General features: G+C 66.9%; 21 protein-coding genes and 4 pseudogenes. 8 read left to right on the forward strand and 17 right to left on the reverse strand.

The genetic code is table 11. The annotated features are described in order from the left end of the window. A partial coding sequence (locus GJ629_RS05870) for an NAD(P)-dependent oxidoreductase (protein WP_157512167.1) occupies positions 1-637 on the forward strand: 637 nt, incomplete at its 5' end. Positions 638-641: 4 nt separating this feature from the next. Here GJ629_RS05870 and corA read toward each other — a convergent pair. The 5 genes and pseudogenes from corA to GJ629_RS05895 form a co-directional block, all read right to left on the reverse strand. Beyond that, a pseudogene (gene corA, locus GJ629_RS05875) lies at positions 642-1,623 on the reverse strand (magnesium/cobalt transporter CorA). A gap of 77 nt (positions 1,624-1,700) precedes the next feature. Then, positions 1,701-2,213: a hypothetical protein gene (locus tag GJ629_RS05880; RefSeq protein ID WP_157512168.1), complete on the reverse strand. Its 513-nt coding sequence runs from the start codon at positions 2,211-2,213 to the stop codon at positions 1,701-1,703. After that, entirely contained in the window at positions 2,214-2,438 is a 225-nt protein-coding gene (locus GJ629_RS05885; RefSeq protein WP_157512169.1) for a UPF0175 family protein, read from the reverse strand. A 46-nt stretch (positions 2,439-2,484) separates the two neighbouring features. After that, positions 2,485-3,959, reverse strand: a pseudogene (cysS, locus tag GJ629_RS05890) (cysteine--tRNA ligase). Positions 3,960-3,996: 37 nt separating this feature from the next. Then, entirely contained in the window at positions 3,997-4,464 is a 468-nt protein-coding gene (locus GJ629_RS05895; RefSeq protein WP_157512170.1) for a hypothetical protein, read from the reverse strand. Between the two features lie 110 nt (positions 4,465-4,574). Between GJ629_RS05895 and cofH the strand changes: the two genes are divergently transcribed. Then, positions 4,575-5,927, forward strand: a complete 1,353-nt coding sequence (gene cofH / locus GJ629_RS05900) for a 7,8-didemethyl-8-hydroxy-5-deazariboflavin synthase subunit CofH (RefSeq protein ID WP_157512171.1) — start codon at positions 4,575-4,577, stop codon at positions 5,925-5,927. Positions 5,928-6,021: 94 nt separating this feature from the next. On the opposite strand, the pseudogene cofG reads toward cofH, so the two are convergent. From cofG to GJ629_RS05930, 6 genes and pseudogenes are all read right to left on the reverse strand, one after another. Continuing rightward, positions 6,022-7,144: pseudogene (gene cofG / locus GJ629_RS05905) on the reverse strand (7,8-didemethyl-8-hydroxy-5-deazariboflavin synthase subunit CofG). Between the two features lie 217 nt (positions 7,145-7,361). Continuing rightward, positions 7,362-7,796: a GtrA family protein gene (locus GJ629_RS05910; protein WP_157512172.1), complete on the reverse strand. Its 435-nt coding sequence runs from the start codon at positions 7,794-7,796 to the stop codon at positions 7,362-7,364. A gap of 57 nt (positions 7,797-7,853) precedes the next feature. After that, on the reverse strand, positions 7,854-8,468 hold the full coding sequence (gene cofC, locus GJ629_RS05915; protein ID WP_157512173.1) for a 2-phospho-L-lactate guanylyltransferase: 615 nt from the start codon (positions 8,466-8,468) through the stop codon (positions 7,854-7,856). Beyond that, positions 8,468-9,238: a hypothetical protein gene (locus tag GJ629_RS05920; protein WP_157512174.1), complete on the reverse strand. Its 771-nt coding sequence runs from the start codon at positions 9,236-9,238 to the stop codon at positions 8,468-8,470. Before GJ629_RS05920 ends, cofC begins: the two co-directional genes overlap by 1 nt. Continuing rightward, positions 9,216-10,400: a tubulin/FtsZ family protein gene (locus tag GJ629_RS05925; RefSeq protein WP_157512175.1), complete on the reverse strand. Its 1,185-nt coding sequence runs from the start codon at positions 10,398-10,400 to the stop codon at positions 9,216-9,218. The genes GJ629_RS05920 and GJ629_RS05925 overlap by 23 nt, the downstream gene beginning before the upstream one ends. A gap of 132 nt (positions 10,401-10,532) precedes the next feature. Continuing rightward, positions 10,533-11,438 carry a complex I NDUFA9 subunit family protein gene (locus tag GJ629_RS05930; RefSeq protein ID WP_157512176.1) on the reverse strand — a complete coding sequence of 302 codons (906 nt, stop codon included), beginning with the start codon at positions 11,436-11,438 and terminating at the stop codon, positions 10,533-10,535. 105 nt (positions 11,439-11,543) lie between these two features. Between GJ629_RS05930 and tmk the strand changes: the two genes are divergently transcribed. Continuing rightward, positions 11,544-12,134 (forward strand): dTMP kinase, encoded by a 591-nt coding sequence (tmk, locus tag GJ629_RS05935; RefSeq protein WP_157512177.1) that lies wholly within the window; start codon positions 11,544-11,546, stop codon positions 12,132-12,134. Here tmk and GJ629_RS05940 read toward each other — a convergent pair. From GJ629_RS05940 to GJ629_RS05955, 4 genes are all read right to left on the reverse strand, one after another. Further along, positions 12,131-12,367, reverse strand: a complete 237-nt coding sequence (locus GJ629_RS05940; RefSeq protein WP_157512178.1) for a hypothetical protein — start codon at positions 12,365-12,367, stop codon at positions 12,131-12,133. The genes tmk and GJ629_RS05940 overlap by 4 nt on opposite strands. Positions 12,368-12,439: 72 nt before the next feature. After that, a complete protein-coding gene (locus GJ629_RS16920; protein ID WP_157512179.1) occupies positions 12,440-14,059 on the reverse strand; it encodes an alpha-amylase family glycosyl hydrolase in 1,620 nt (539 codons plus the stop codon). Beyond that, complete coding sequence (locus tag GJ629_RS16925) at positions 14,056-14,580, reverse strand: hypothetical protein (protein WP_157512180.1); 525 nt, start codon at positions 14,578-14,580, stop codon at positions 14,056-14,058. The genes GJ629_RS16920 and GJ629_RS16925 overlap by 4 nt, the downstream gene beginning before the upstream one ends. A 134-nt stretch (positions 14,581-14,714) precedes the next feature. Beyond that, a complete protein-coding gene (locus tag GJ629_RS05955) occupies positions 14,715-15,461 on the reverse strand; it encodes a DUF6293 family protein (RefSeq protein ID WP_157512181.1) in 747 nt (248 codons plus the stop codon). 80 nt (positions 15,462-15,541) lie between these two features. Here GJ629_RS05955 and GJ629_RS17710 point away from each other — a divergent pair, with 80 nt between their 5' ends. Continuing rightward, entirely contained in the window at positions 15,542-15,661 is a 120-nt protein-coding gene (locus GJ629_RS17710; protein ID WP_305037647.1) for an NADH pyrophosphatase zinc ribbon domain-containing protein, read from the forward strand. 99 nt (positions 15,662-15,760) lie between these two features. Here GJ629_RS17710 and GJ629_RS05960 read toward each other — a convergent pair whose 3' ends face one another. Both GJ629_RS05960 and GJ629_RS05965 read right to left on the reverse strand, forming a co-directional pair. Continuing rightward, entirely contained in the window at positions 15,761-17,050 is a 1,290-nt protein-coding gene (locus GJ629_RS05960; protein WP_157512182.1) for a ribonuclease R family protein, read from the reverse strand. 51 nt (positions 17,051-17,101) lie between these two features. Beyond that, positions 17,102-17,398, reverse strand: a complete 297-nt coding sequence (locus GJ629_RS05965) for a hypothetical protein (protein ID WP_157512183.1) — start codon at positions 17,396-17,398, stop codon at positions 17,102-17,104. Between the two features lie 221 nt (positions 17,399-17,619). Between GJ629_RS05965 and GJ629_RS05970 the strand changes: the two genes are divergently transcribed. The 4 genes and pseudogenes from GJ629_RS05970 (at position 17,620) to GJ629_RS05985 (ending at position 21,466) form a co-directional block, all read left to right on the forward strand. Next, positions 17,620-18,828 (forward strand): iron ABC transporter permease, encoded by a 1,209-nt coding sequence (locus tag GJ629_RS05970; protein ID WP_157512184.1) that lies wholly within the window; start codon positions 17,620-17,622, stop codon positions 18,826-18,828. Then, complete coding sequence (locus GJ629_RS05975) at positions 18,828-19,691, forward strand: ABC transporter ATP-binding protein (protein ID WP_157512185.1); 864 nt, start codon at positions 18,828-18,830, stop codon at positions 19,689-19,691. Before GJ629_RS05970 ends, GJ629_RS05975 begins: the two co-directional genes overlap by 1 nt. 63 nt (positions 19,692-19,754) lie before the next feature. Beyond that, a pseudogene (locus GJ629_RS05980) lies at positions 19,755-20,907 on the forward strand (ABC transporter substrate-binding protein). Positions 20,908-20,986: 79 nt separating this feature from the next. Then, positions 20,987-21,466 carry an RNA-binding protein gene (locus tag GJ629_RS05985; protein WP_157512186.1) on the forward strand — a complete coding sequence of 160 codons (480 nt, stop codon included), beginning with the start codon at positions 20,987-20,989 and terminating at the stop codon, positions 21,464-21,466. Positions 21,467-21,660: the final 194 nt, after the last annotated feature.

A 21,660-nucleotide genomic window follows, 5' to 3' on the forward strand; every position in this document is an offset into this window, starting at 1 on the left:
CCTCGACGGCGACACCACCGTCGTCCAGTCGAGCACGGTCTCGGTCGAGGGCACTGCGGCGGCCACGGAGACGGTCCGCGCGCAGAACGCCGCCTTCGTCGACGCGCCCGTCTCCGGGACCGTCGGCCCGGCCGAGGACGGCACGCTCACCGTCCTCGCCGGCGGCAAGTCCGAGGAGATAGACGCCGTCGAGCCGATCCTCGAGGCCGTCGGCGATCCGGTCGTCCGCTGTGGCGAGGCCGGGCACGGCACCCGGATGAAACTGTTCGTCAACCTCCTGCTCGGGGATATGATGGGCGCCTTCGCCGAGGCGCTGACCTTCGGCGCGGCTCAGGGTCTCGAACTCGACGCGATGCGACAGGTCGTCGAGGCCGGGGCCGTCGACTCGCCGCTGTTCCGGGCGAAAGGCGAGAACATCGCCGACGGCGACTTCGCGCCGCGGTTCCCCGTCGACCTCCAGTTCAAGGACCTGCGGTACGCCAACGAGGCTGCCAACGACGCCGGCGTCACCCTGCCCCAGACCGCGGCCGCCCGCGAGTCCTTCAGCGCCGCCTCGGCGATGGGCCACGGCGAGGAGGACATGGCCGCTGTGCTGAAGTACTTCGAGTCGGTCGCCGGCCTGACTGTCGGGGAGTGAGGACTCACAGGTAGTTCCGCCGCCGGAAGAACACGAGCATCCCGACGGCGACGGCGATCATCACGGCCCACACCCGCCGGATACCCCCACCGCCACCCGAGTTCGGGCATCACCTCGAAGTTCATCCCGTAGATGCCCGCGATGAACGTCAGCGGGATGAAGATGGTCGCCACGACGGTCAGCACCTTCATCACCTCGTTGGTCGACTGAGAGAGGGTGTTGAGGTAGATGTCCCGCGTGCCGGCCACCAGATCACGGTAGGTCTCGGTGAGGTCGACGAGTTGGACGAGGTGGTCGTAGACGTCGCGGTAGTACTTCTCGGTGGCCTCGGTGACGAAATCGGTGTCCCCGCGGGCGAGGACGCCGACGGCCTCCCGCGCCGGCCACAGCAACTTCCGGAAGGAGAGCAACTCCCGGCGGACGCTGTTTATTTCCTCCAGCAGGTCGATGCCCGTCGACTGGACCACCTCGTCCTCGATAGACTCTATTTTCGTCTCGATGGTGTCGAGCAACTCGAAGTAGTCGTCGACGACCACGTCGAGGATGCGGTACGCCGTAAAGTCCGACCCGCGCTGGAGCAGGCGCTCGTCCCCGTTGTCGACGGCCCGCTGGACCCGCGAGACGGAGGACACCTCGCCGGGACTCATCGAGACGACCCAGTCGCGCCCGAAGAAGATGCCGACGGGCACGTCCAGAATCTCCTCCTCGAAGGTCGTCTCCCCGCGGGATAGCTGGGCCGACTTGACGAGGAGGAAGGTGTAGTCGGCGAATATCTCGGTTTTCGCCCGGACGTTGTTCGACAGGTCATCGACGGAGAGCGGGTGGAGGTCGAACACCGACCGGATCCGGTCGCGCACCTCGGCGGTGACGTTGTCCGCGTGGACCCACGTCGTCCCCTCGGCGGCCTTGGCGGCCGCCAGGTCGTCGTAGCGCTCGACCGCCCCGGTCCGGTAGACGAGCGTCTCGATCCCGTCGCTCGCTGCCATACAGACTTCACACCGCCGGGGGCCAAAAGTATCCCGCCGGCCGTTACTCGAACCGAGCGACTGTTGTGTCCCAGATATCAAGAGGGATCGTCGATCAGTTCGGACACGCTGGCAACTGGCGCGTAGTATCCCCGGACGTCCCGCCACACAGCCAGCCACTCGTCGGCCGTCGAGACGTCGAGATGGCCGCGTTCGACTGCCAAGACGAGTATCCCGACAGAACCAGTCACGGGTACCCCGTTGTCCGTCGCGAGGCGACGGGCGGCGAGGTCGTCTGTCGCCAGCGTACCTCCCTGTTCGATCACGCGGACGAGCGACTGGGACTCCCCGTCGTCGAGTCGGTCGCGTATCGCTGCGTGGTCTTCGATAGCCGACACTGACTGGACGGATATCGTCTCCCCCATCGCGGCCACTGCCGAATCCAAGTAGCCGTGTCCCTCCTCGATACCCTGTTCGATCTCCCTGCGAACTGACGGCACCACGACCGGTGCCGCCACCGACGCCACGAGCGTCGATATCCCGTCCGTGCTGGCGAAGTTACTGACGACCGTCGCGTCGAGAACGACCGGTTGTGGGTACTCCTCGCGCATCTACTCGTCGATGCGCCGTGCCGCGTCGACCTCTTCATCCAAGTCCTCGGACGTCCGCGGTCCGTACAGCGCGTCGAAACCGGCCTCCGAGAGGAGTTCCTCGAACTCCCACCTGGACATCCCTACCGACTCGGCAGCCTTGCCGAGCGAGACGTCGCCCAGAACGTATCGGCCGACGGCGGTCGCTATCTCGTCGCTCGGTTCGGGTCGCTCTGAGGAGGCCATCGTACTACCAGTTCCGTCGCCGGGATGTAAGAATCTGTTCCCGACCCTACTCGAACCGAGCGACGGCCCCGTCGTCGGTGTCCTGAATCTCGACCCCGAGGTCCCGGAGGTCGTCGCGTATCTCGTCCGCTCGCTCGTAGTTGCCCGCCTCGCGTTCGCGCTCGCGGACGTCAAGCAGGAGGTCGATAACCTCCTGAGCGACGCTCACGTCGCCGCCCGCCTCGCCGCCCAGCGAGAGGCCGAAGACGCCGCCGGCGAACTCCTCGATGGTCTCGACCGCCCGGCGCAGGCCGCGGTAGTCGTACGCCTCGCCGTCGACGTGGCTGTTGACGGCGGTGAGCAGGTCCTCCAGCGCCGTCATCGCCTCGCGGGTGTTGAAATCGTCGTTCATCGCCGCGACGAACCGCTCGCGGGCGTCCTCGACGGCCGTCCGGAGCGTTTCGGACTCGACTTTCGTCCGCGCGGCGGTGCTGTCCAGCGCCGCGACCGCGCGCTCGTACCCGCGCTCGATGCGCTCGAAGCGCTCTGTGGCCTCCGCGATGGTGTCGCGCCCGTAGACGGCGCTGTTGTGGTAGGCCGTCGACAAAAGGAAGGTCCGGACCACGTCCGCGCCGTGTTCCTCGACGGCCTCGGCGACGGTCTGGAAGTTACCCAGCGAGGATGACATCTTCTCGCCTTTGGTCTCGAGCAGGCGAACGTGCAGCCAGTAGCGGGCGAACTGCTGGCCGGTAGCGGCCTCGCTCTGTGCGATTTCGTTCTCGTGGTGGGGGAAGACCAGATCCTGTCCGCGACGTGGATGTCGATGGTGTCGTCGAGATGGGTCGTCGACATCACCGAGCACTCGATGTGCCACCCCGGCCGGCCCTCGCCCCACGGCGAGTCCCACGTCTGGGCGCCGGCACAAGCCTCCTCGGCGGGCGCGGCCGCGTCGTGGCGGTGGTCGGCGATGTCCTCGGGGTCGACACCGCCGGCCTTCCACAGCGCGAAGTCCGCGGGGTTGCGCTTCTCGTCGGCTGCCTCGGCGTCGGCCTCCAGTTGTTCGACGTTCTGGTTCGACAGTTTCCCGTAGTCGTCGAACTGGCTCACGTCGAAGTAGACCGAGCCGTTCGCCTCGTAGGCGTAGCCCTTCTCGATCAGCGTCTCGACCATCCCGATGATCTCGGGGACGTGTTCGGAGACGCGGGGGTAGACCTCGGCGCGGTCGAGGTGCAGCGCCCGCATCGCGTCGATGACGTCGCCGATGTAGCGGTCGGCCACGTCGGCCTCGTCGTCGCCGTCCTCGCCGATACGGGCGACTATCTTCTCGTTGACGTCGGTGAAGTTCTCGACGTGGCGCACGTCGTATCCGAGCCACTCCAGCCAGCGGGCCATCACGTCGACGTGGACCCACCCGCGGGCGTGGCCCAGATGCGGCGGGTCCGAGACCGTCAGGCCACAGTAGTACAGCGTGACGCTTTCTGGGTCCTGTGGCTCGAAGGCCTCGCGCTCGCCGGTCAGCGTGTTCGTCACGCGGAGTGTCATTGCCCGAGAGTACGCGGGCCAACGTTTCAAAGCTCCGCTAGCGCTCCGCGACACCCTCGACCGCCCGCACCGCGTCCGCCCCGTCCCGACGGCCGACGACGACGACCAGCGACGCCGCGGCCACGGCGGCCGCCTCAACGGCGATGTCTTCGGCGTCAAGTCGACCCAGCGCGTCCCGGAGCAATCGGGGGCTCACTTCGCCGGTGGCGACGACGGCCGTCCAGTCCCCGCCGCCCGACGCGAGTTCGGTGTCGCCGACGACCAGCAGCGGGTCGCCGTCGGCCGGGCCGACGCCGCTCTCCATCGTGACGCGAACGTCCGCATCTGTGGCCTCGTGGTCGGGCAACTCCTCGGCGTACCGTCTGAGGGCGGCGACGACGGCTTCGGTGTCGCCCACGTCGAGGTAGCGAGCGGCCGCGGAGTAGTTGAGCACGCCCGCCCGGAGCCCCTCGTAGAGGAAGGGATCGTTCCGCACCGCGCGGCGCGTCTCGGCTGCCAGTGACATAGCCGGAGCCTCGGCCGCCCCGGACAAAAACGCTCCTGTCGACTTTCGCTACCGGTCGTTCCCGCCGGTGTCCCACTAGGCTTTTGCCGCTGTGGGCTAACTGAGAGTCGATGGCAGAACGGGTCCGTCCGCGGGCGAACGTGCCGCGAGAGAGCTTCGAGTTCGACCTGCGTCCCGAGACGGACCAGCACTTCGAGAACGCCCTCCGGAAGGCCCGGGACGGCGACCGCCTGACCGTCGCCGACGGTATCGAACTTCTGACGACGGGCACCGACCGCGAGGGTATCGACCGGCGGCGCAAAGAGCAGGTCCTCGAAGCGGCCGACCGCCGCCGCGCCGAGGTCGTCGGCGAGGCGGTCACCTTCGTCGCCAACCTCAACAACAACGTCACGACGGCCTGCAACACCGGCTGTCTATTTTGTAACTTCAAGGACCGCTCGGAGGCGTTCCGCGTCGAGAACGACGACGACCACGGCGGGTTCACCAAGACGCCCGCGGAGTCGCGCCGCATCGTCGAGGCCGCGCTGGACCGGGGCATCTACGAGGTCACGTCCGTCTCGGGGCTGCACCCGGCGTTCGCCCTCGATAGCGAGCACCGCGAGATACTCGAATCCAGCGACCGCGGCGACCTGAACTACCGCCCGCCCGAGGCCTACGAGGTCGACCCCGGGACCTACCGCGAACAGATCGAAGCGATGTCCGTCGGCGGCGTCCACGTCCACTCGATGACGCCCGAGGAGGCCGCTCACGCCCGTCGGGGTACCGACTGGAGCTACGAGGAGGTCTACCGCCGCCTCGCCGACGCCGGGTTGGACACCGCCCCCGGGACCGCCGCGGAGATTCTCGTCGACGAGGTCCGCGCGGAGATCTGCCCCGGGAAGATAGATAGTCAGGGGTGGATCGACGCAATCGAGGGCGCGGCCGCCGCGGGGTTGGACACGACGGCGACGATTATGTATGGCCACGTCGACAACGAGGCCCACCGTGTCGAACACCTCCGGAAGATCCGGGCCTTGCAGGACCGAACCGGCGCTATCACGGAGTTCGTCCCCCTATCCTTTGTCCACTCGAACACTCCCCTCGCCGACCGCGGGATCGTCGAGTCCGGTGCGACCACCGACGAGGACGAACTGCTGATCGCCGTCTCGCGGCTGTTTCTGGACAACGTCGAGCACATCCAGTCCTCGTGGGTGAAATACGGCGACGAGCAGGGCCTGAAGATGCTCTCTTGCGGCGCCGACGACTTTATGGGCACCATCCTGAGCGAGGAGATAACCGCCCGCGCCGGCGGGGACTTCGGCGAGGCGCGGTCGTTCGAGGAGTACGTCGAGATGATCCGCTCGCTCGGCCGCGTCCCAGTCGAGCGCTCGACGGACTACCGACAGCGCCGGCGCATTGAGGGCGACGGTCCGTTCGGCCCCGAACTGGGTCCGCGGGCCGATGGGTCGCCGCTGGTGGAGTGAGTTCGGCGTTCGTCGGTGTCAATCGTCGCCCGTCGCGAGCGTTCCGGCCGACAGTGTCAATCGTCGTCCGTCGCGAGCGTTCCGGCTGACAGTGTCAATCGTCGCTACTCGCCAGCGCCGGCGTCGTCGGGTTCTCACCGCGTTCGAGCACCGAGCGAAGGCGTCGCCCGGCGGCGGTGTCGGCTTCGACGGCCGCCTCGATGCGGTCCGAACACCATCCCTCGCGGTAGTAGCGGTCGTACACCGGCAGGCGCTCCCGGAGGGGGACGCCGGCCGTCTCGGCGACGCCCTCCAGTCGTTCGATGGCCGGCCACGCGTACTCGGGGTTGATGTGGTCGTCGGTGACCGGCGAGACGCCGCCGAGGTCGTCGATGCCACACTCGATCAGGTCCTCGACGGGCGCGAGGTTCGGCGGCGACTGGACGGACACCTCGGCGGGCAGGGCCGCCCGGGCCATCGCGGTGGCCCGCCGCAGCGTTTCGGTGTCGGGGGAGCCGCCGTCCCAGCGGTCGTTTTCGACCACCGGTTGGACGATGACCTCCTGAATGTGTCCGTACGCCTCGTGCAACGCGGCGATAGAGAGCAGGCTCTCGGCCCGGTCGCGCCAGTCCTCGCCGATACCGACGAGGATGCCCGTGGTGAAGGGGACGCCGAGTTCGCCGGCCGTCCGGAGCGTCTGCAGGCGCTGGTCGGGCGATTTCGCCCGCGGTCCGCCGTGAGCCTGTACGTCGCGGTCGTCTCAAGCATCACGCCCATCGAGGCGTTCAGGTCGCGACGGTGGCCATCTGCTCGCGGGTCTGGTCGCCGGGGTTGGCGTGGGGGAGCAGACCCTCCTCTATGGCTATCTCGCAGGCCCGGCGGAGGTAGGCGTGGATGGAGTCGTACCCCCACGCGTCGAGTTGGTCGTGAACGGCGGTGTAGCGGTCGTCCGGGTCGTCGCCGAAGGTAAAGAGCGCTTCCGTACACCCAGTCCGGGCGCCGCGACGGCAGATGTCCCGGACCTCCTCCGGGGAGAGCAGGGTCGCCTCCCCGGGCGGGTCGTAGTAGGTGCAGTAGGTGCAGGTGTACCGGCAGGCGGTCGTCAGCGGGACGAAGACGTTCCGCGCGAAGGTGAGTTCCGTGGCCGCCTGCACGTCCTCGGGACCGACCGTACACAGGCGTTCGATGGCCTCCTCGTCGACGGGCGGGCGGCCGCCGGCGTCGGAACTCGGGGTCACGACTACCGGTAGCGGCCTCACGGTGATAAATCGCCCTCCTCGGAGCGACGTGGTGGGGGTGAGAGTCGCTCCAGCGGGAACCGGTCGGACGCCGAGCGGGTGTGAGCGCCCGGCGTCGACAGTCCTGCCAGCGGGAAGTGCACGGGCCCGTGCGGTCGTGACTACGCCGCTCCCGGTGAAAACTGTTGTTCAAACTCCGACTCAAATCTCCCGTAATTCAGTGGTGGACGCGCCACGTGAACAGGCTCTCTAGGGAGTAGTTGACGACGAACCCGGCGGCGATACCGACGACGTTCGCCACGAGGTACCACACGCCCGTCGCCCGGTAGACGGCGACGAGGACGACGGTCGCGGTCAGCAGGCCGCCCAGCCTGACGGCGTTGGACCTGACGAGGCGTCTGATGCGGGCCTCGACGGTCTGTTTCCCGAACTCCGCGAACGTCCAGCGCTCGTTGATGACGAACATCACGAGAAAGGATATCTCGGCGCTGGCGAGTTTCCCCGGGACGAGCGGGATACCGAGGATACCGTGGAACAGGGCCAAAAGCGCCACGTCGACGGAGGCCCCGACGGTGCCGACGGCGACGAACTGCGCGATGCGGTCCGGCGCGGCGAGACGGCGGACGCGGGCCGGGAGCACGTGGTCGCCCATCGGTTCAGTCGCCACAATTCGTCTCGGCGGGCAAATAGTTTTCTTCTGGACGGACCGCTATCGGGTCCGGCGGGCCGTCACGCGCCCGTCGTCGGTGTCGAGAGCGACGCTGTGTTCGTCCAGCCACTCGGCCGCCCGCCCGTCGCCGTGGAGGAGCACTTCCACGAGGTCCGCCGGTTCGTCGACGTCCGTCGAGAGCCTGAAGGAGTCCACCTCGGTCGCGTCGGCCCCGACGGCCCGCGCTCGCTCTCGGTGGTCCCGAATCGACGCCCCGTGGTAATCAACGCGGAAGTCGGCGTCGCGAGCCAGGATCACGTTCGTCCCGCCGCCCCGGCCCGGCACCAACACCACGTCGCCGTCGGCGTCGAACACCCGACCGAGTGCCTCCGGAGTCGCCAGCGCGAGGTCGGCCATCACGACGGCGACCGACCCGTCGCTGTCGGCGAGGACGGCGTTCACCGCGTCGGTCAGCGGCCGGTCGTCGACGGTGACCGGCGCGTCGACGTCGACGGCGTCGGTCGCAAGTACCCACGGGTCGTGGCCGGTGGCGCGGACGGTCCCACAGACGTCTCCCAGCATCGCCCGAGCGAACTGCTGTCGCTCGTCGGCGTCGAAGAGGGCAGAAAGGCGGGTTTTCGGATCGCGAGCGTCGAACGGAACGACGACGTCCATCACCGGAGTTTGTCGTAGTCGTCCTGCTGGCTGCGGTAGTAGTAGACGCCGCCGCCGATCAGGGCGACGACCAGCACCGCACCGGCAGCGAGCAACAGCAGGTTCGTGGTCTGCTCGGACTGCTCGGCGCTCTCGGCGGCGCTCTGTGCGTCGCCGGCGAGGCTCGTCGCCTCGTCGAAGTTACCGCTGTTGTACACCGAGATAGCCCGGTCGAGGTCCTCTTCGGCCTCGTCGCTGTTCGTGCCGTTGACCGCGGACTCGGCGTCGGCAATCGCCTGCCGGGCCTCGCGGCTCTCGTTGGTGTAGTGGTGGACCCGGACCTCGGTGATCTGGTTGGTGTTGTCACCGACGATGCGGTTCAGGTCCGCGCCGACGAACGTCTGCCGGGGCCGGTAGGTGTAGTTCTCGACGCTCGGCACGTCACCGGTGATGGTCACTTCGACCGTGTCGAGGTTCGCGTCGCTCGTAATCTCGGTATCGAAGCTCTGCTCGCCGTCGAACGTCTCGGTGGTCTCCTCGTTGTTGGGTTGGATCTTCGTGACCTCCCAGCCGGTGACGTTCTCTAGCTGGGTCGAGCCGTTGAGCGTCCAGTCGCCGCTCTCGTTGTAGAGGTCGGTCAGTTCCACCGTGACGGTGACCTCGTCACCGACCTGCGCCTCCTCTGGCGCGTCGCTCGATGTATCCACTGCGGTCGCCGTGCCGACGGCAGCGACCACGAGGACGAACAGTACCAGCAGTGTCGTGCCCTTAGAAGAGGGGATCCAGCTCATCTTCATCGTCTTCGACCAACTGCTCTAAGTTCTCTTCGCTTTCGGCTCGGATGTCGTCGATGTTCTCCTGTGCCTCGATGGCCACCTGCTGGAGCTCCTTGATCCGCGGCACGTTGTGCACGCCCGACAGCAGGATGACGCTCGCGACGTACTGGGAGTTGGTGACGGGGTAGTCACCGCCCCGAACCTCCATACTCCCGGTCTGCTCCTCGAGCCACTTGCGGCCGCGCTCGATGCCTTTCCGGTTGAGGTGGTGGGGCGGCCCGGAGAGAACGAGCAGGGCCCGCTCGGCCCCGTCGATCTCACAGGGCAGCGTCAGACGGCCCAAGGCGGCCTTCCGGACCAGCGACGTGATCCGGTTGGTCGTGTTCGCGGCCTCCATGCTGTCGCTGCTCCCGTCGCTTTTGAACCGCGACAGCAGGCCGCCGTCGTTGCTGTCGCCGGGGTCGACCTCCTCGGCGGCGTACCCGACCGTCGAGACGCCGCTTGAGGCCAGCGTATTGATGATCTCGCTGGAGTCGACGACGCTCTCGGCGACCTCGCCGTGCTGTTCGACCTCGCCGGCGCCGAACAGGATGCCGAAGCGCTTGACGATCTCATCGTTGATCTCCTCGTAGCCGGCCTCCATCGACTCGCCGGTCTTGCGCCAGGCGTCGTTGTCGAACACCAGCAGGTTGTCCACCTCACGGACGAACGTCTGGAACGACCGGGCGGCGTTGAGCGTGTAGATACCACCCTCGTCGCTGCCGGGCAGGATGCCCAGCCCGTACACCGGTTCGGTGTAGATCCGCTTGAGATGTTTGGCCAGAACCGGCGAACCGCCCGACCCGGTCCCGCCGCCGAGGCCCGCGATGACGAGGAACGCGTCGACTTCGTGGACGGGGATGTTGTCGATAGCGCCCTGGACCTCGTCGATGTCCTCCTCGGCGATCTCCGCGCCCAGTTCGTTGTCGGCCCCGACGCCGTGGCCCTTGACGCGTGCTTGTCCGATCAGTACTCGATTTTCCTCCGGAACGCGTTCGAGGCCGAGCAGGTCAGCCTTCGCCGTGTTGACGGCGACCGCCGAGCGGACGATCCCGCTGTCTGTCTCCTCGTCGTACTCGAGGAACTTGTCGACGATCTTCCCGCCGGCCTGCCCGAAGCCGATCATCGCGAGCTTCATATGTGGGTCTCGTAGTACACAGAGTCACATTATAGGTATAAACCTTGTGCCCCGGTATCATTTGTAAAAATTTGGACGGCACGAAAGATAGCACAGGAACGCCGTAGCGCCCGCCTCGGGGTCGCTGGGCGACTATTCGAGGCCGAGGTAGGACCCAAGCGTGGTCATCCCGTCGGTGTCGACGCCGAACGCCCCGACGTCGTTGTCCCGGGTCGTGTTGTCGAAGTTCAGCGACCGGTACTGGTCGCCGCCCATCGGGAATCCGGGGAGGACACTCAGCGTCTTCAGGCCGACGCCGGCCAGCCCCATCGGGAGCGGGACGATGGTCATCGATTTTCCCTCGCTGTCGTAGACCATCTCGGTGATCGTCCGGAGGGTCAACACCTCGGGGCCGCCTATCTCGTACACCTCCCCGATGTGGCCCGTTTCGGTCGCCGCGTCGGCCAGCATCGGGACGAGGTCGCCGACCCATATCGGCTGGAACCGCGTCTTCTTCCCGCCGCCCGGCAGGGGGTACAGCGGCACGCCGGGCGCGAACAACTTCTTCAGTCGCTTGGTGAAGCTCACGAACTCCCCGCCCTCGCCGAAGACTACCGACGGGCGGAACGTGACCCACTCGAGGTCCGAGTCCTCGACGACCGCCTCGGCGCGGCCCTTCGCGCGGATGTAGTGGGTCGCGCCGTTCGGGTCGGCCCCGAGCGCGCTCATCTGGACGATTCGGTCGACGCCGTGTTCCTCGGCCGCCGCGACGACGTTCTCGGTGCCGCCGAGGTGGATCCGCTCGTGCATCTCGTTGCCGCCGTCCGGGACGAAAAGCGGCGACAACGCCACGAGATTGATCACCGTGTCGACGCCCTCGAATGCGCCCTCGATGGAGTCGTACGCCGTCACGTCGCCGGTAGCTGTCCCGACGCTGTCGGGCAACACCGACGGGTCGGGGTTCCGCGAGAGGCTACTCACGTCGTGGCCTCGCTCGTCGAGTTCCGTACAGAGATGTCGGCCGACGAACCCGTCCCCGCCGGTCACAAGCACGTGCATACTTCCACGCACGTCCGGCGACGGTATAAAGACCGGGCGAAAACAGTTAGGGCTGGGCTCGCGGTCGACCGCATCGTTTAGGGCGTCCCCGCCGCAGGTCGAGGTATGCTCGTCACACTGGAGGGTATCGACGGCAGCGGCAAGACCTCCGCGTGGGAGGCGTTGGGCGAGGCGGACCTCGGTCGCGAGGCGACGTTCACCCGCGAGCCGACCGACTCGTGGTACGGCGACGCCGTCTACCGGTCCATCGAGGATGACGACGCCGACTCGCTGGCGGAGCTGTTCCTCTACACCGCCGACCACGCCGACCACCTCTCGCGGGTGGTCCGGCCGGCGCTGGACCGCGGTGAGGTGGTCGTCTCCGACCGCTACTCCGACTCGCGGTACGCTTATCAGGGCGCGACGCTCGCGGACCACCCCGACATCGAGGACCCGCTTGCGTTCGTCAAGCGCGTCCACGAACCGTGGACGCGGCCGCCGGACCTGACTATCTACCTCGATGTCGACCCGGAGGTCGGTGCCCGGCGGGCCGGCGCGACGAACAAGTTCGAACGTAGCGACTATCTCGCGACGGTCGCGGAGAACTACGAGCGCCTCTTTTCGGCTGACCCGGAGCGGTTCGTCCGTGTCGACGCCGAGCAGTCACCGGCGGCGGTCCGGGAGGCGGTGCTGACGGCCGTGACCGACAGGCTCTAAGCCACCCGTTCGGAGAGCCACGACAGCCCCTCCCGACAGCCGCCGATAGCGACGACGGCGAGCAACGGCAACGTCGCGACGAACAGCACCGATGCCGCTACTTCCATCCCCATCTCGCCCAACTCGTGGGCGAGCGCCGTCACGAGCACGAAGCCGATGACGATCAACGACCGCACCTCGTACACCGACTGCAGCAGGTCGCTGTCGAACGCCGATGGTGTCGACGTCCTCATATCTACTAGTCACTTCCCGTGTGAGGAAAAAGTACCGGTAATATGAGCCTCGTCCTCGGGAGAACCGATCTCTTAGGCGTCGAGAACGGCTACAGAATCGACTGTGAGCGTTGTGCTGTCCCCGCCGCTATCGGTCACGACGTGTTCGCCAGTCACCAGATCGGTCTCGCCGACGGCCGCCTCGACGGTCACGTCCACGGGGTCGGAACCGAAGTTCAACACGACGACGACCCGTCGGTCCTCGTTCTCGCGTGCGTACGCGACGACACCCGATTCGGCGTCACTGTCCCCCCGGCCGCCGTGGTCGCTCCCCGAGGTGACGGGCTGACTCCCGCCGTCGGCCCGGCCGCGGTCCGCGGAGGGTGAGCGCTCGTCGTCGGCGCTCCACGTGACCGATTCGACGCTGCCGGTCCGCAACACCGGGTGGTCGTCGCGGGCGAGTGACAGACGGCGGTGGAACTCGGTCAGTTCGTCGTCGCCGCCCCACTCCATGTCGTCCCGGTAGGAGAGCATCCCCGTCTCCTGGCCGTAGTAGAGCATCGGCATCCCCGGGAGCGTGAACGTCGCCGCGGCGGCGGCTTTCAGTGTCGCCCGGTCACACTCCTTGAGGTAGCGGTCCTCGTCGTGGTTCTCGACGTAGCGCAACTGGACCGACCGCGGCGGGAACCCCTCGCGGCGTTCGGCCTCAACGGCGTCGAGGACGGACTCGGCGGGGGCCTCCCCGCGGCCTATCTCCCGGAGTTGCCCGTACAGCGTCGTGTCGTAGTGGAGGTCGAAGGCGTTCTCGTGGGCCAGCGGCTCCCGCGGGACCGTCTCGTCGAGCATCAAGAAGTCGCTGTCGGTCGCTTTCACGCGTTCGCGGACCTCCTGCCAGAAGCCGTGGGGGACGCCCCACGCCACGTCACACCGGAAGCCGTCGACCACGTCGGCCCACTCCTCGACGACGCCGAGCATCTTCTCGCGGGTGGCCAGCGAGGTGTAATCGAGGTTCGGAATCGACGACCACGAGAAGTACATCTCCGGTTTGCCGTTCTCCCGCCGGACGTAACGGTCCTCGTAGCCGTCGACGCCCGCCTCGTGCATCTGGAACTCGGGATGGCGTTTCGAGGTGTGGTTGATGACGAGGTCGAAGACGACTTTGATGCCGTGGTCGTGACAGGTCTCGACCAGCGACTCGAACTCCTCGCGGGTCCCGAGGTCCGGTGCCGTCCGGTGGTAATCGAGGGTGTCGTAGCCGTGGGGACCGCCGTATTTCAGCCCCTCTAAATCCCGCTGTGGGCTGTAACTGTCGAGTATGGGTGTCATCCACAGCGTGTCGACGCCCATCCACTCGAGGTAGGGGACCCGGCGCTCGATGGCCCGGAAGGTAGCGTCGGCGTCGCCCGTGAACGCCCGCGTGAATATCTCGTACATCGTCCCGTGTTCGACCCACTCGGGGGCGTCGTTGGGGTAGTCGACGCTCCCGTCGGCCCCGACGGTGACGGCGTCGGCGACGGAGTGGCGCTTTCCGACCGCGACGGCGTGAATCCGCAACTGGTCGTCGACTGCCGACAGCGGCGCGGTCGCCGTCCGCCCGTCGACAGTGAGTCCCTCGAACGGCCGGTCGCGGTCGTCGACGTAGAACTCCACGTCGAGGTCGGCGGCCGTCTCGTCGGTCGTCGGTCCCGAGAGCGGCGTCGCCGTGACCGTCACCGTCCCGTCCTCGGCCGTCGCGTCGAGGGTGATCCGCGGCCGTTCCGGCCCGTCGACGACCTGCGTGTCCCGGGCGCCTCCCGGAAGTTCCCGTCCGGGACGAACGTGGCCGTGTACTCCCCGGGGAGCAGGCGCGTCTCGAAACTGAACACGTGGTCGGCGTAGTCCGGCGTGTCGATGCCGAGGCGGTGATCGTTGAACCGCCCCGTCACCGAGATCTCGTCCATCTGTGGCAGTTCGTCGGCGTGGGCGGTGAATTCGACCGGGTGGCGCTCGTCGGGGAACACCCGGACCGTCTGGTCGTGGTCGCCGTCGGGGGCCGACAGCCGCGCCCGGTAGACGCCCGGTTCGTCCGGTTCCAGTATCTCGACCGCGTCCGAACCCAGTGTCGCCGCACTCTCCGGCGGTGTCTCGGTCAGTGTCCAACTGAACGCGTCGGCGTCGTCGGCGTCGGGTCGTCGCGGCGCGAGTTCGACCGTCTGCCCGACGCTGGTGAACCGTGGCGGTCCGGGGTGGTGCATACTCCCCTCATCACCGACGGACGCTGATAAATATATCCTGAACGTTTATACACGACTCGCCGAGGGCAGGGCTACTTCCGCCCTGCCTGTCCCCGGTCGGGCCGTAGTATTCCGGCGGCGAGGTGAAGATATCTTCACCGGTTCCGGAGTTTGTGTCGGAAGGCGTGGAGGACGTTCTCGCCGGTGTCGGTGAGCGTGATCTGTTTCTGCCGGCCGACCTGCCCGACCGCGATGTAGCCGTCCTCGGTGAGGGGGTCGATGACGTTCGCGTTCAACAGTGCGAACTTCGCCTTGTCGTTGGCGGGGTTTGCGTCGGCCATGAACGCGAGGTCCGCCTCCTCGGCGAACTCGATCAGATCCTTCTTTTTGGCGGTGTAGGCCTCGGTGTTGCGCTCGTCGAGGTAATCCAACACTGCGACTTGGTCCCGGGAGATGGCTTCGATGGGGTAGGAGGGCAGGACCTCGTCCTCGACCATTCCGCGGGTCAGCGGTTCGCCGTCGAGGTCGTGGACCTCCTCCTCGGGCCGGACGTAGTAGGCGGTCGCGTCCGTCGCCATACAGGCGATGGCCGACCCGATATCGGCGAGTTTCGGCCCCGCCGCGACGTTCACGCGGACGATGTCCTCGCCGTGGTCGGCGGTTATCGTCGTCACCACCGCCATCACGTCGTAGAGGTCGTAGTGGTCGGCCGTCTCGACGCGGACCTCGATGCCGTCCTCGCGCAACGCTGCGATCATCTCGTCGTGGTAGCCGTCCCGACCGCCGTGTTCGACGTCCTCGATCAGATACACCGTATCGGCCCCGTGTTTCCGCAACGGCTGTGCGATGCGGTCGCGCTCGTGGCCCAACGGCGCGATGTGAACCTCCTCGATAGTCTGCATAGTAGGGCTGTCATCGAACCGTCTATACTGTCTTTCGGTCTCGGCGTGGTGGTTTTGTCACTGGCGTCGGTATCACAACTGTGACCGACGTCCTCATCTGTGCGGCGTGTGGCACCGGTTTCGAACACGACGCCGACGACTTCACCGCTGTCTGCCCGGACTGTGGAACCCGCTATCACCCACGAACCGGCGCGTGCTGAAGCGGTGGCCGTGACCGAAGGGAGCGGCCACCAGTCGGCGGATCGTAGCGAGAGACGGTCGCCCGTCGCTCCTCACCGAGCGTACCCGTTCTACCGCACTCACTCCTCGTCGTCGACCACTTCGAGTCCGCGGTTGTTCACCGCGGCCGGGTCCAGCCCCACCTCTTCGAGGAACTTCTTGTACTCGCGCTCGCACTTCTCGGCGGCCTGCTGTTTGTCGCTGGCGCGGTCACAGAGGGCGATGAGGTCCTCCGGGACGTCGTTGGTGTAGACGATCCAGTGGTTGATGAGGTCGCTGAGCCGCCGGATCGGACTCGTGAAGTGGCCGTATATCTCGAAGTTCAGGGCGTGGTGGCCGCCGAAGGGGTCGTTCATATACTTGGCCCGGGGCATCACCTTCATCACGGCCCACTGGATCTTGTCCAGTTGCCGCCCGGGGGCCTCCTCTAGGGTCGCGTTGACGGCCTTGCGCGGGTCGTCCCACGCGCTACCGGGGATCGAGACGCCGTTCAGGTCCTGTATCTCCTGGAGGGCCTCGTCCCACTCCTCGGGCGCTGGCTGGGGGTGGACGCGGTACATCGCCTCGACCCCGCGGTCCCACATCAGTTCGTGGGTGACGGCCTTGTTGGCCTTGAGCATACACTCCTCGATGATCGTGTGGGCGCGGTCGCGCTTGGGGTTCAACACGAGCGAGCCGTCTTCCTTGCGCTGTTCGTGCATCTCGTCGGCCAGTTCCCACACCTCCGAGAGTTCGTCGTGGAGGTCGGCGTCGGGGTCCTCCAGTCGGTTCTCGGCCTGCGTGTAGGTCAGTCGCTCGTCGCTCCGGATCACCGACTTGTAGATCTCGATGTTCTCGTAGCCGAGGTTCTCGGGGTCGAGGTGCATCTCGACGGTGTGGGCCAGTCGGTCCTCGTTGGGGACCAGCGAGCACACCGTCTCCGCGAGGGTGGGCGGGAGCATGTGGACCGTGTAGGCGGGCAGGTAGATGGTGTTCCCGCGGTCGACGGCCTCGTCCCACATCGCCGTCTCCGGGTTGACGTAGTGGGTCACGTCCGCGATGTGGACGTAGAGGACGATCTCGTCCTCGCGGATGTCGATGGAGAGGGCGTCGTCGAAGTCCTGTGCGTCGATGGGGTCGACGGTGAACGCCGTCAACTCACGGAGGTCCTCGCGTTCGTCGACCTCGTCTTGGATCTCTTCTTGGACATCGGTGGTCCGCTGTTCGGCCTCCTCGACGACCTCTGGGGGGAACTCGTCCCGGAGGTCGAACTTCTCGAACAACTCCTCGCGCTTGTTCTCGAGGTGGCGGGCCAACTCCTCGTCGATCTCTACTGGGCCCTGGCCCTCGGCCGTCCCGGCGTCGGCCTGGGCGTCTTGGTCTGCAGTCATGCACTCCGCTACGGAGACCCGACAGGTAGGCGTTTCGACGCGGCCACAGGATCAGCGCTCGTCACGCTCGCTGGCCGGCGAACGGTCGCGGTCGGCGGCGACGAACGACGACAGGAACGTCTCTCGGTCGCTCTCGCCGGCGCCGATGTCGATCAACCGCTGTTCGAGGCCGTCCCGCGGCTGGTGACAGATGTCGCCGTGGCACGGCTTACAGAGGAACTCGAACTCCTTGTCCGTCCGCTCCCAGCGGTTCCCGTGCTTGTCGTACTCCCGGGCGTCGCCACGCTGTATCTCCTCGCCGCAGGCGATGCAGGTGACGGCCGCCTCGCCGCCCCTCGACCCGAACATACCCCACGCTACCGGGTGCGAGTATTTAATCGTTGCCGCGGTCGTGTGACCGACGAAACAGACTCGGCCACGGTATTAGGGCAACCTAAAGAACGAAAGTGGTTTATCCGATTAGGGTGGCCTAAAACGTATGCACGAACGGACAGCGCGGGGACGACAGCGGGTGCCCGGGACGGTCCCGAACCGGCGGTCGGCGGCCGGACTGATGGAGGGTGACACGGATGGCCAGTGACGCGCCGACCGCGACGGAGGGCGAGGCGACGGCGGACAGCCGCGCACCTACCGGCGGCCGGTTCGCGTGGCTGGACCGCTCGCTGGCGACGGTCATCGTCGGGAGTCTCGTCGTCGTCGCCCTTTCGGCGCTCGTCCAGATCAGGTACGGGAGTTACGCGATGACCTACGGGGAGGCGCTCCGGGCGCTGTTCGACCCGGACGTGCTGTTCGACGCGACGGCGTGGGCGTACTTCCTCCTCGGGGGTCTGTTCGATCCGTCCGCGCTCCTCGACCCGTCACAGTGGGGGTCGATCATCGTCGGGACACGGCTCCCGGAACTGCGTCCCGGGACTCTCATCGTCTGGAACATCCGGTTGCCGCGGGTGCTGGTCGCCCTCTTCGTGGGGATGAACCTCGCCGTCTCCGGGGCGATATTCCAGGCGGTCACGCGCAACGAGCTGGCGAGCCCGTTCATCCTCGGCGTCTCCTCGGGCGCGGGGCTGATGATACTGCTGACGCTGGTGGTCTTTTCCGGAATCGCCGTCTTTCTCCCGATCATCGCCGCCGCCGGCGGGGCCGCCGCCTTCCTGTTGGTGTACGCCATCGCGTGGAAGAACGGCACCTCGCCGGTGCGGTTGATCCTCGCCGGCGTCATCGTCAGCACCGTCTTCCAGAGCCTCCAGACGGGGCTCTTTTTCTTCGCGCAGGACATCGGGACCGTCCAGTCGGCCATCCAGTGGACGACCGGGTCGCTGACCGGCACCGACTGGGAGCAGGTCCGGATGGTCCTGCCGTGGACGGTCATCGCGATGGGGCTGGCGCTGGTCAGTTCCCGGCAGTTGAACGTCCTCCTCCTGGGCGAGGGGACCGCCAGTTCGCTGGGGATGAACGTCGAGCGCGTCCGCTTTGCCCTCTCGGGGGTCGCGGTCCTCGCGGCGGCGGCCAGCATCGCCGTCGCCGGCATCGTCGGCTTCGTCGGTCTCATCGTCCCGCACATGGTCCGGAATTTGGTCGGCAGCGACTACCGGAAACTCGTTATCGGATGTGTCTTCGTCGGGCCGGCGCTGCTAGTCTCGGCGGACGTGGGCGCGCGACTCGGGATGCAGGTACTCGCCGGGTCGGCCGGGCAGATTCCGGTCGGTATCGTCACGGGCCTGCTCGGCGGCCCGTACTTCCTCTACTTGATGCGGCGACAGGAACAGATGGGTGAGATCTGATGAGCGAACAACACCACCGGCCACCGGAGCCGAACGGCGAGACGGACGACGGAACGGACACCGAACACGCGGGGGTTCCATTCGCCGGCACGGACCTCCGTATCGGGTACGGCGGCGACAAGGGGCCCGTCGTCGACGGCGAGTCGATCACGGCCCCGGCGGGGCAGGTCACCGCGCTCGTCGGCCCCAACGGCAGCGGCAAGAGCACCCTCCTGAAAGGGCTGGCCGATCAGCTCTCCCCCGAGTCGGGGACCGTCGTCGTCGACGGCGAGGACGTCCAATCGATGGCGACGAAGGCACTAGCCCGCCGACTGGGACTGCTCACCCAAGAGAACACCTCCCCGGAGAGTCTGACCGTCGAGACGCTGATCGAACGCGGCCGCTATCCACACCGCGGGTTCTTCGACGGGTTGACCGACGAGGACCTCGCAGCCATCGACGAGGCAATCGACCTCGCCGGCGTCGACCACCTCCGGGACCGACAGCTCAGCAGCCTCAGCGGCGGGCAAAAGCAACTCGTCTGGATCGCGATGGTGCTCGCTCAGGACACGGACGTTCTCCTGTTGGACGAGCCCACGACGTTCCTCGACCTCCACCACCAACTTGAGGTGATGGAAATCATCGAGCGACTGCGGGACGACAGCGATATGACCGTTCTCGTGGTCCTCCACGACCTCCAGCAGGCGGCCCGCCACGCCGACTATATGATCGCGCTGTCGGACGGGACGATACAGGCCCGCGGGCCGCCCGGCGACGTGGTCACCGAGGACCTCCTCGCGTCGGTGTTCGAGATAGAGGCGCGTGTCACACCCGGCCAGCAAGGCCCGGAGATCACGCCCCTTCGACCGCTCCACGAGGACTGACCGTTCTTCTTTTGGCCACCCTAAAACGGAACGCTTTTAGTTGTTTTAGGTTAACCTAAAAATATGGCCGACAGACAGACGACCCGTAGAGACACGCTCAAGTACGGAAGCGCGCTCGCCGCCGGCGGCATTCTGGCGGGGTGCGTCGACGGCGACGCGAGCGGCGACGGCACGCCGGACGGTGCCTACTCCGTCTCGATATCGCCGATGGGCGAGGTCACCTTCGAGGACCCGCCACAGACGACGTTCACGCGCCTGACCCACCACGCGGACATGGCGTTCGCGCTCGGTCGCGGGGACGACATCACCGCGATGCACGCCCCCGACTACTACGACGGCCTGTGGAACCAGTTCGTCGAGCGCCTCCCCAGCGTCTCGCTGGACTGGTCGGGCCTGTACTCCTCGTGGGAGGCCGAGAAGGAGAAGCTCTACGACCTCGACAGCGACGTCCACCTCGCCGACCCGGCGTGGATGGCCAAACTCGACAACTGGGACGAGGAGGACTTCGAGGAGATCGCCGAACAGGTCGGTCCGTGGTTCGGCAACTCCCTCAGCGACAGCCATCAGGAACCCGCCGAGGATGGCAGGAGGGCTACGAGTACTACACGCTGTGGGAGCAGTTCGAACTCGTCGCCGAGATGTATCAGGAGCAGGCCCGCTACGAGGCACTCGCGGCCGTCCGTGAGGACCTCGTGTCGACGCTCGAATCGGACCTCCCCGCCGAGGGCGAGCGCCCGTCTGCGGTGATGATCGCCGCCCACGACATCGACCAGATATACGCCTACACGCTCTCGAACCCCGGCTTCCTGACGGCCCACACCCGCCCGCTCGGCCCGCGGGACGCCTTCGAGGGCTCGGTCGAGTCCGGCACCATCGTCGACAGCGAGACCCTGTTCGACGCCGACCCCGACGTGATCCTCTACCTCGGTGGTTCGAACCCGCGACCGATATGGAGAGCCGCCGGCAGGCCCTGCGCGACGACCCCGTCACCGCCGAGATATCGGCCGTCCGGAACGACCGTATCTACCCGCAGGGCGCCCGCTATCAGGGGCCGATCCTCCACCTCTTCCAACTGGAGATGACGGCCAAACAGCTCTACCCCGACGTGTTCGGCGAGTGGCCGACCTACTCGGAAGGTCCCTACCCCGAGATTCCGCCCGAAGAGCAGTTGTTCGACCGCCAGCGCGTCGCCGACGTCATCAACGGCGCCATCTGAGTCCCCGCGTCACTTCGATCTGCGTCCCCGCGACGCTCCGGAGCGGACGATTTATCGGGTCCGGCACGAACAGACCGGTATGGACGTCAAGTCTCGCCACCACCTCCGCGCGGACGCCATCGACGAGATAACGACCGCCTTAGACGAGGGCCTCGGCGTCGAGATGGACGCCGACACCTTCGAGACCATCGACTTCGAGGACGCCGACTGGGAAGTCGTCCTCGTCGACGGCGCGCCCCTCGTCCTCTACGTCGACGAGGAGCCGTTCCTGACGGTCAAGGGTGCGAACGAGTACCCACCCGAGCGCAACGTCGTCACCGTCGACGCCGGCGCCATCTCGTTCGTCTCCGACGGCGCCGACGTAATGCGCCCCGGCATCACCGAGGCCGACGACTCCATCGCGGCCGGTGATCTGGTCGTCATCGAGGAGGAGACTCACGGCAAGGCGCTGGCTGTCGGCCGCGCGAAGACTGACGGCTCGGACATGGTCGGCGATTCGGGCAAGGTCGTCGAGTCTATCCACCACGTCGGCGACGAACTGTTCGAGTTCGCGGGCTAGGAGCGTTTGATTCTCTGTTCGACGGTCTGACTGCGGAGTCCTCGGGCCGCTTATGACCTTCGTAGAATTGAGTTGATCGAGTCCGCGAGTGTGCTACTTCGTCCTCGGGCCGCTTGTCTCCTTCTTGGAACTGCACGGAGACCGCTACCGAGCCTCTCGTTTCGCCCTCGGAGCCCTCGGGCCGGTCGCACCGG

This window comes from Halapricum sp. CBA1109 (assembly GCF_009741825.1).
In the GTDB taxonomy this organism is placed as follows: domain Archaea; phylum Halobacteriota; class Halobacteria; order Halobacteriales; family Haloarculaceae; genus Halapricum.

Bases quoted from the DNA above. Each gene is read 5' to 3' on its own strand.
- GJ629_RS05880 (WP_157512168.1), bottom strand. From the start codon at position 2,213: ATGCGCGAGGAGTACCCACAACCGGTCGTTCTCGACGCGACGGTCGTC.
- GJ629_RS05885 (WP_157512169.1), bottom strand. From the start codon at position 2,438: ATGGCCTCCTCAGAGCGACCCGAACCGAGCGACGAGATAGCGACCGCC.
- GJ629_RS05895 (WP_157512170.1), bottom strand. From the start codon at position 4,464: ATGTCACTGGCAGCCGAGACGCGCCGCGCGGTGCGGAACGATCCCTTC.
- cofH (WP_157512171.1), top strand. From the start codon at position 4,575: ATGGCAGAACGGGTCCGTCCGCGGGCGAACGTGCCGCGAGAGAGCTTC.
- GJ629_RS05910 (WP_157512172.1), bottom strand. From the start codon at position 7,796: ATGGGCGACCACGTGCTCCCGGCCCGCGTCCGCCGTCTCGCCGCGCCG.
- cofC (WP_157512173.1), bottom strand. From the start codon at position 8,468: ATGGACGTCGTCGTTCCGTTCGACGCTCGCGATCCGAAAACCCGCCTT.
- GJ629_RS05920 (WP_157512174.1), bottom strand. From the start codon at position 9,238: ATGAGCTGGATCCCCTCTTCTAAGGGCACGACACTGCTGGTACTGTTC.
- GJ629_RS05925 (WP_157512175.1), bottom strand. From the start codon at position 10,400: ATGAAGCTCGCGATGATCGGCTTCGGGCAGGCCGGCGGGAAGATCGTC.
- GJ629_RS05930 (WP_157512176.1), bottom strand. From the start codon at position 11,438: ATGCACGTGCTTGTGACCGGCGGGGACGGGTTCGTCGGCCGACATCTC.
- tmk (WP_157512177.1), top strand. From the start codon at position 11,544: ATGCTCGTCACACTGGAGGGTATCGACGGCAGCGGCAAGACCTCCGCG.
- GJ629_RS05940 (WP_157512178.1), bottom strand. From the start codon at position 12,367: ATGAGGACGTCGACACCATCGGCGTTCGACAGCGACCTGCTGCAGTCG.
- GJ629_RS16925 (WP_157512180.1), bottom strand. From the start codon at position 14,580: ATGCACCACCCCGGACCGCCACGGTTCACCAGCGTCGGGCAGACGGTC.
- GJ629_RS05955 (WP_157512181.1), bottom strand. From the start codon at position 15,461: ATGCAGACTATCGAGGAGGTTCACATCGCGCCGTTGGGCCACGAGCGC.
- GJ629_RS05960 (WP_157512182.1), bottom strand. From the start codon at position 17,050: ATGACTGCAGACCAAGACGCCCAGGCCGACGCCGGGACGGCCGAGGGC.
- GJ629_RS05965 (WP_157512183.1), bottom strand. From the start codon at position 17,398: ATGTTCGGGTCGAGGGGCGGCGAGGCGGCCGTCACCTGCATCGCCTGC.
- GJ629_RS05970 (WP_157512184.1), top strand. From the start codon at position 17,620: ATGGCCAGTGACGCGCCGACCGCGACGGAGGGCGAGGCGACGGCGGAC.
- GJ629_RS05975 (WP_157512185.1), top strand. From the start codon at position 18,828: ATGAGCGAACAACACCACCGGCCACCGGAGCCGAACGGCGAGACGGAC.
- GJ629_RS05985 (WP_157512186.1), top strand. From the start codon at position 20,987: ATGGACGTCAAGTCTCGCCACCACCTCCGCGCGGACGCCATCGACGAG.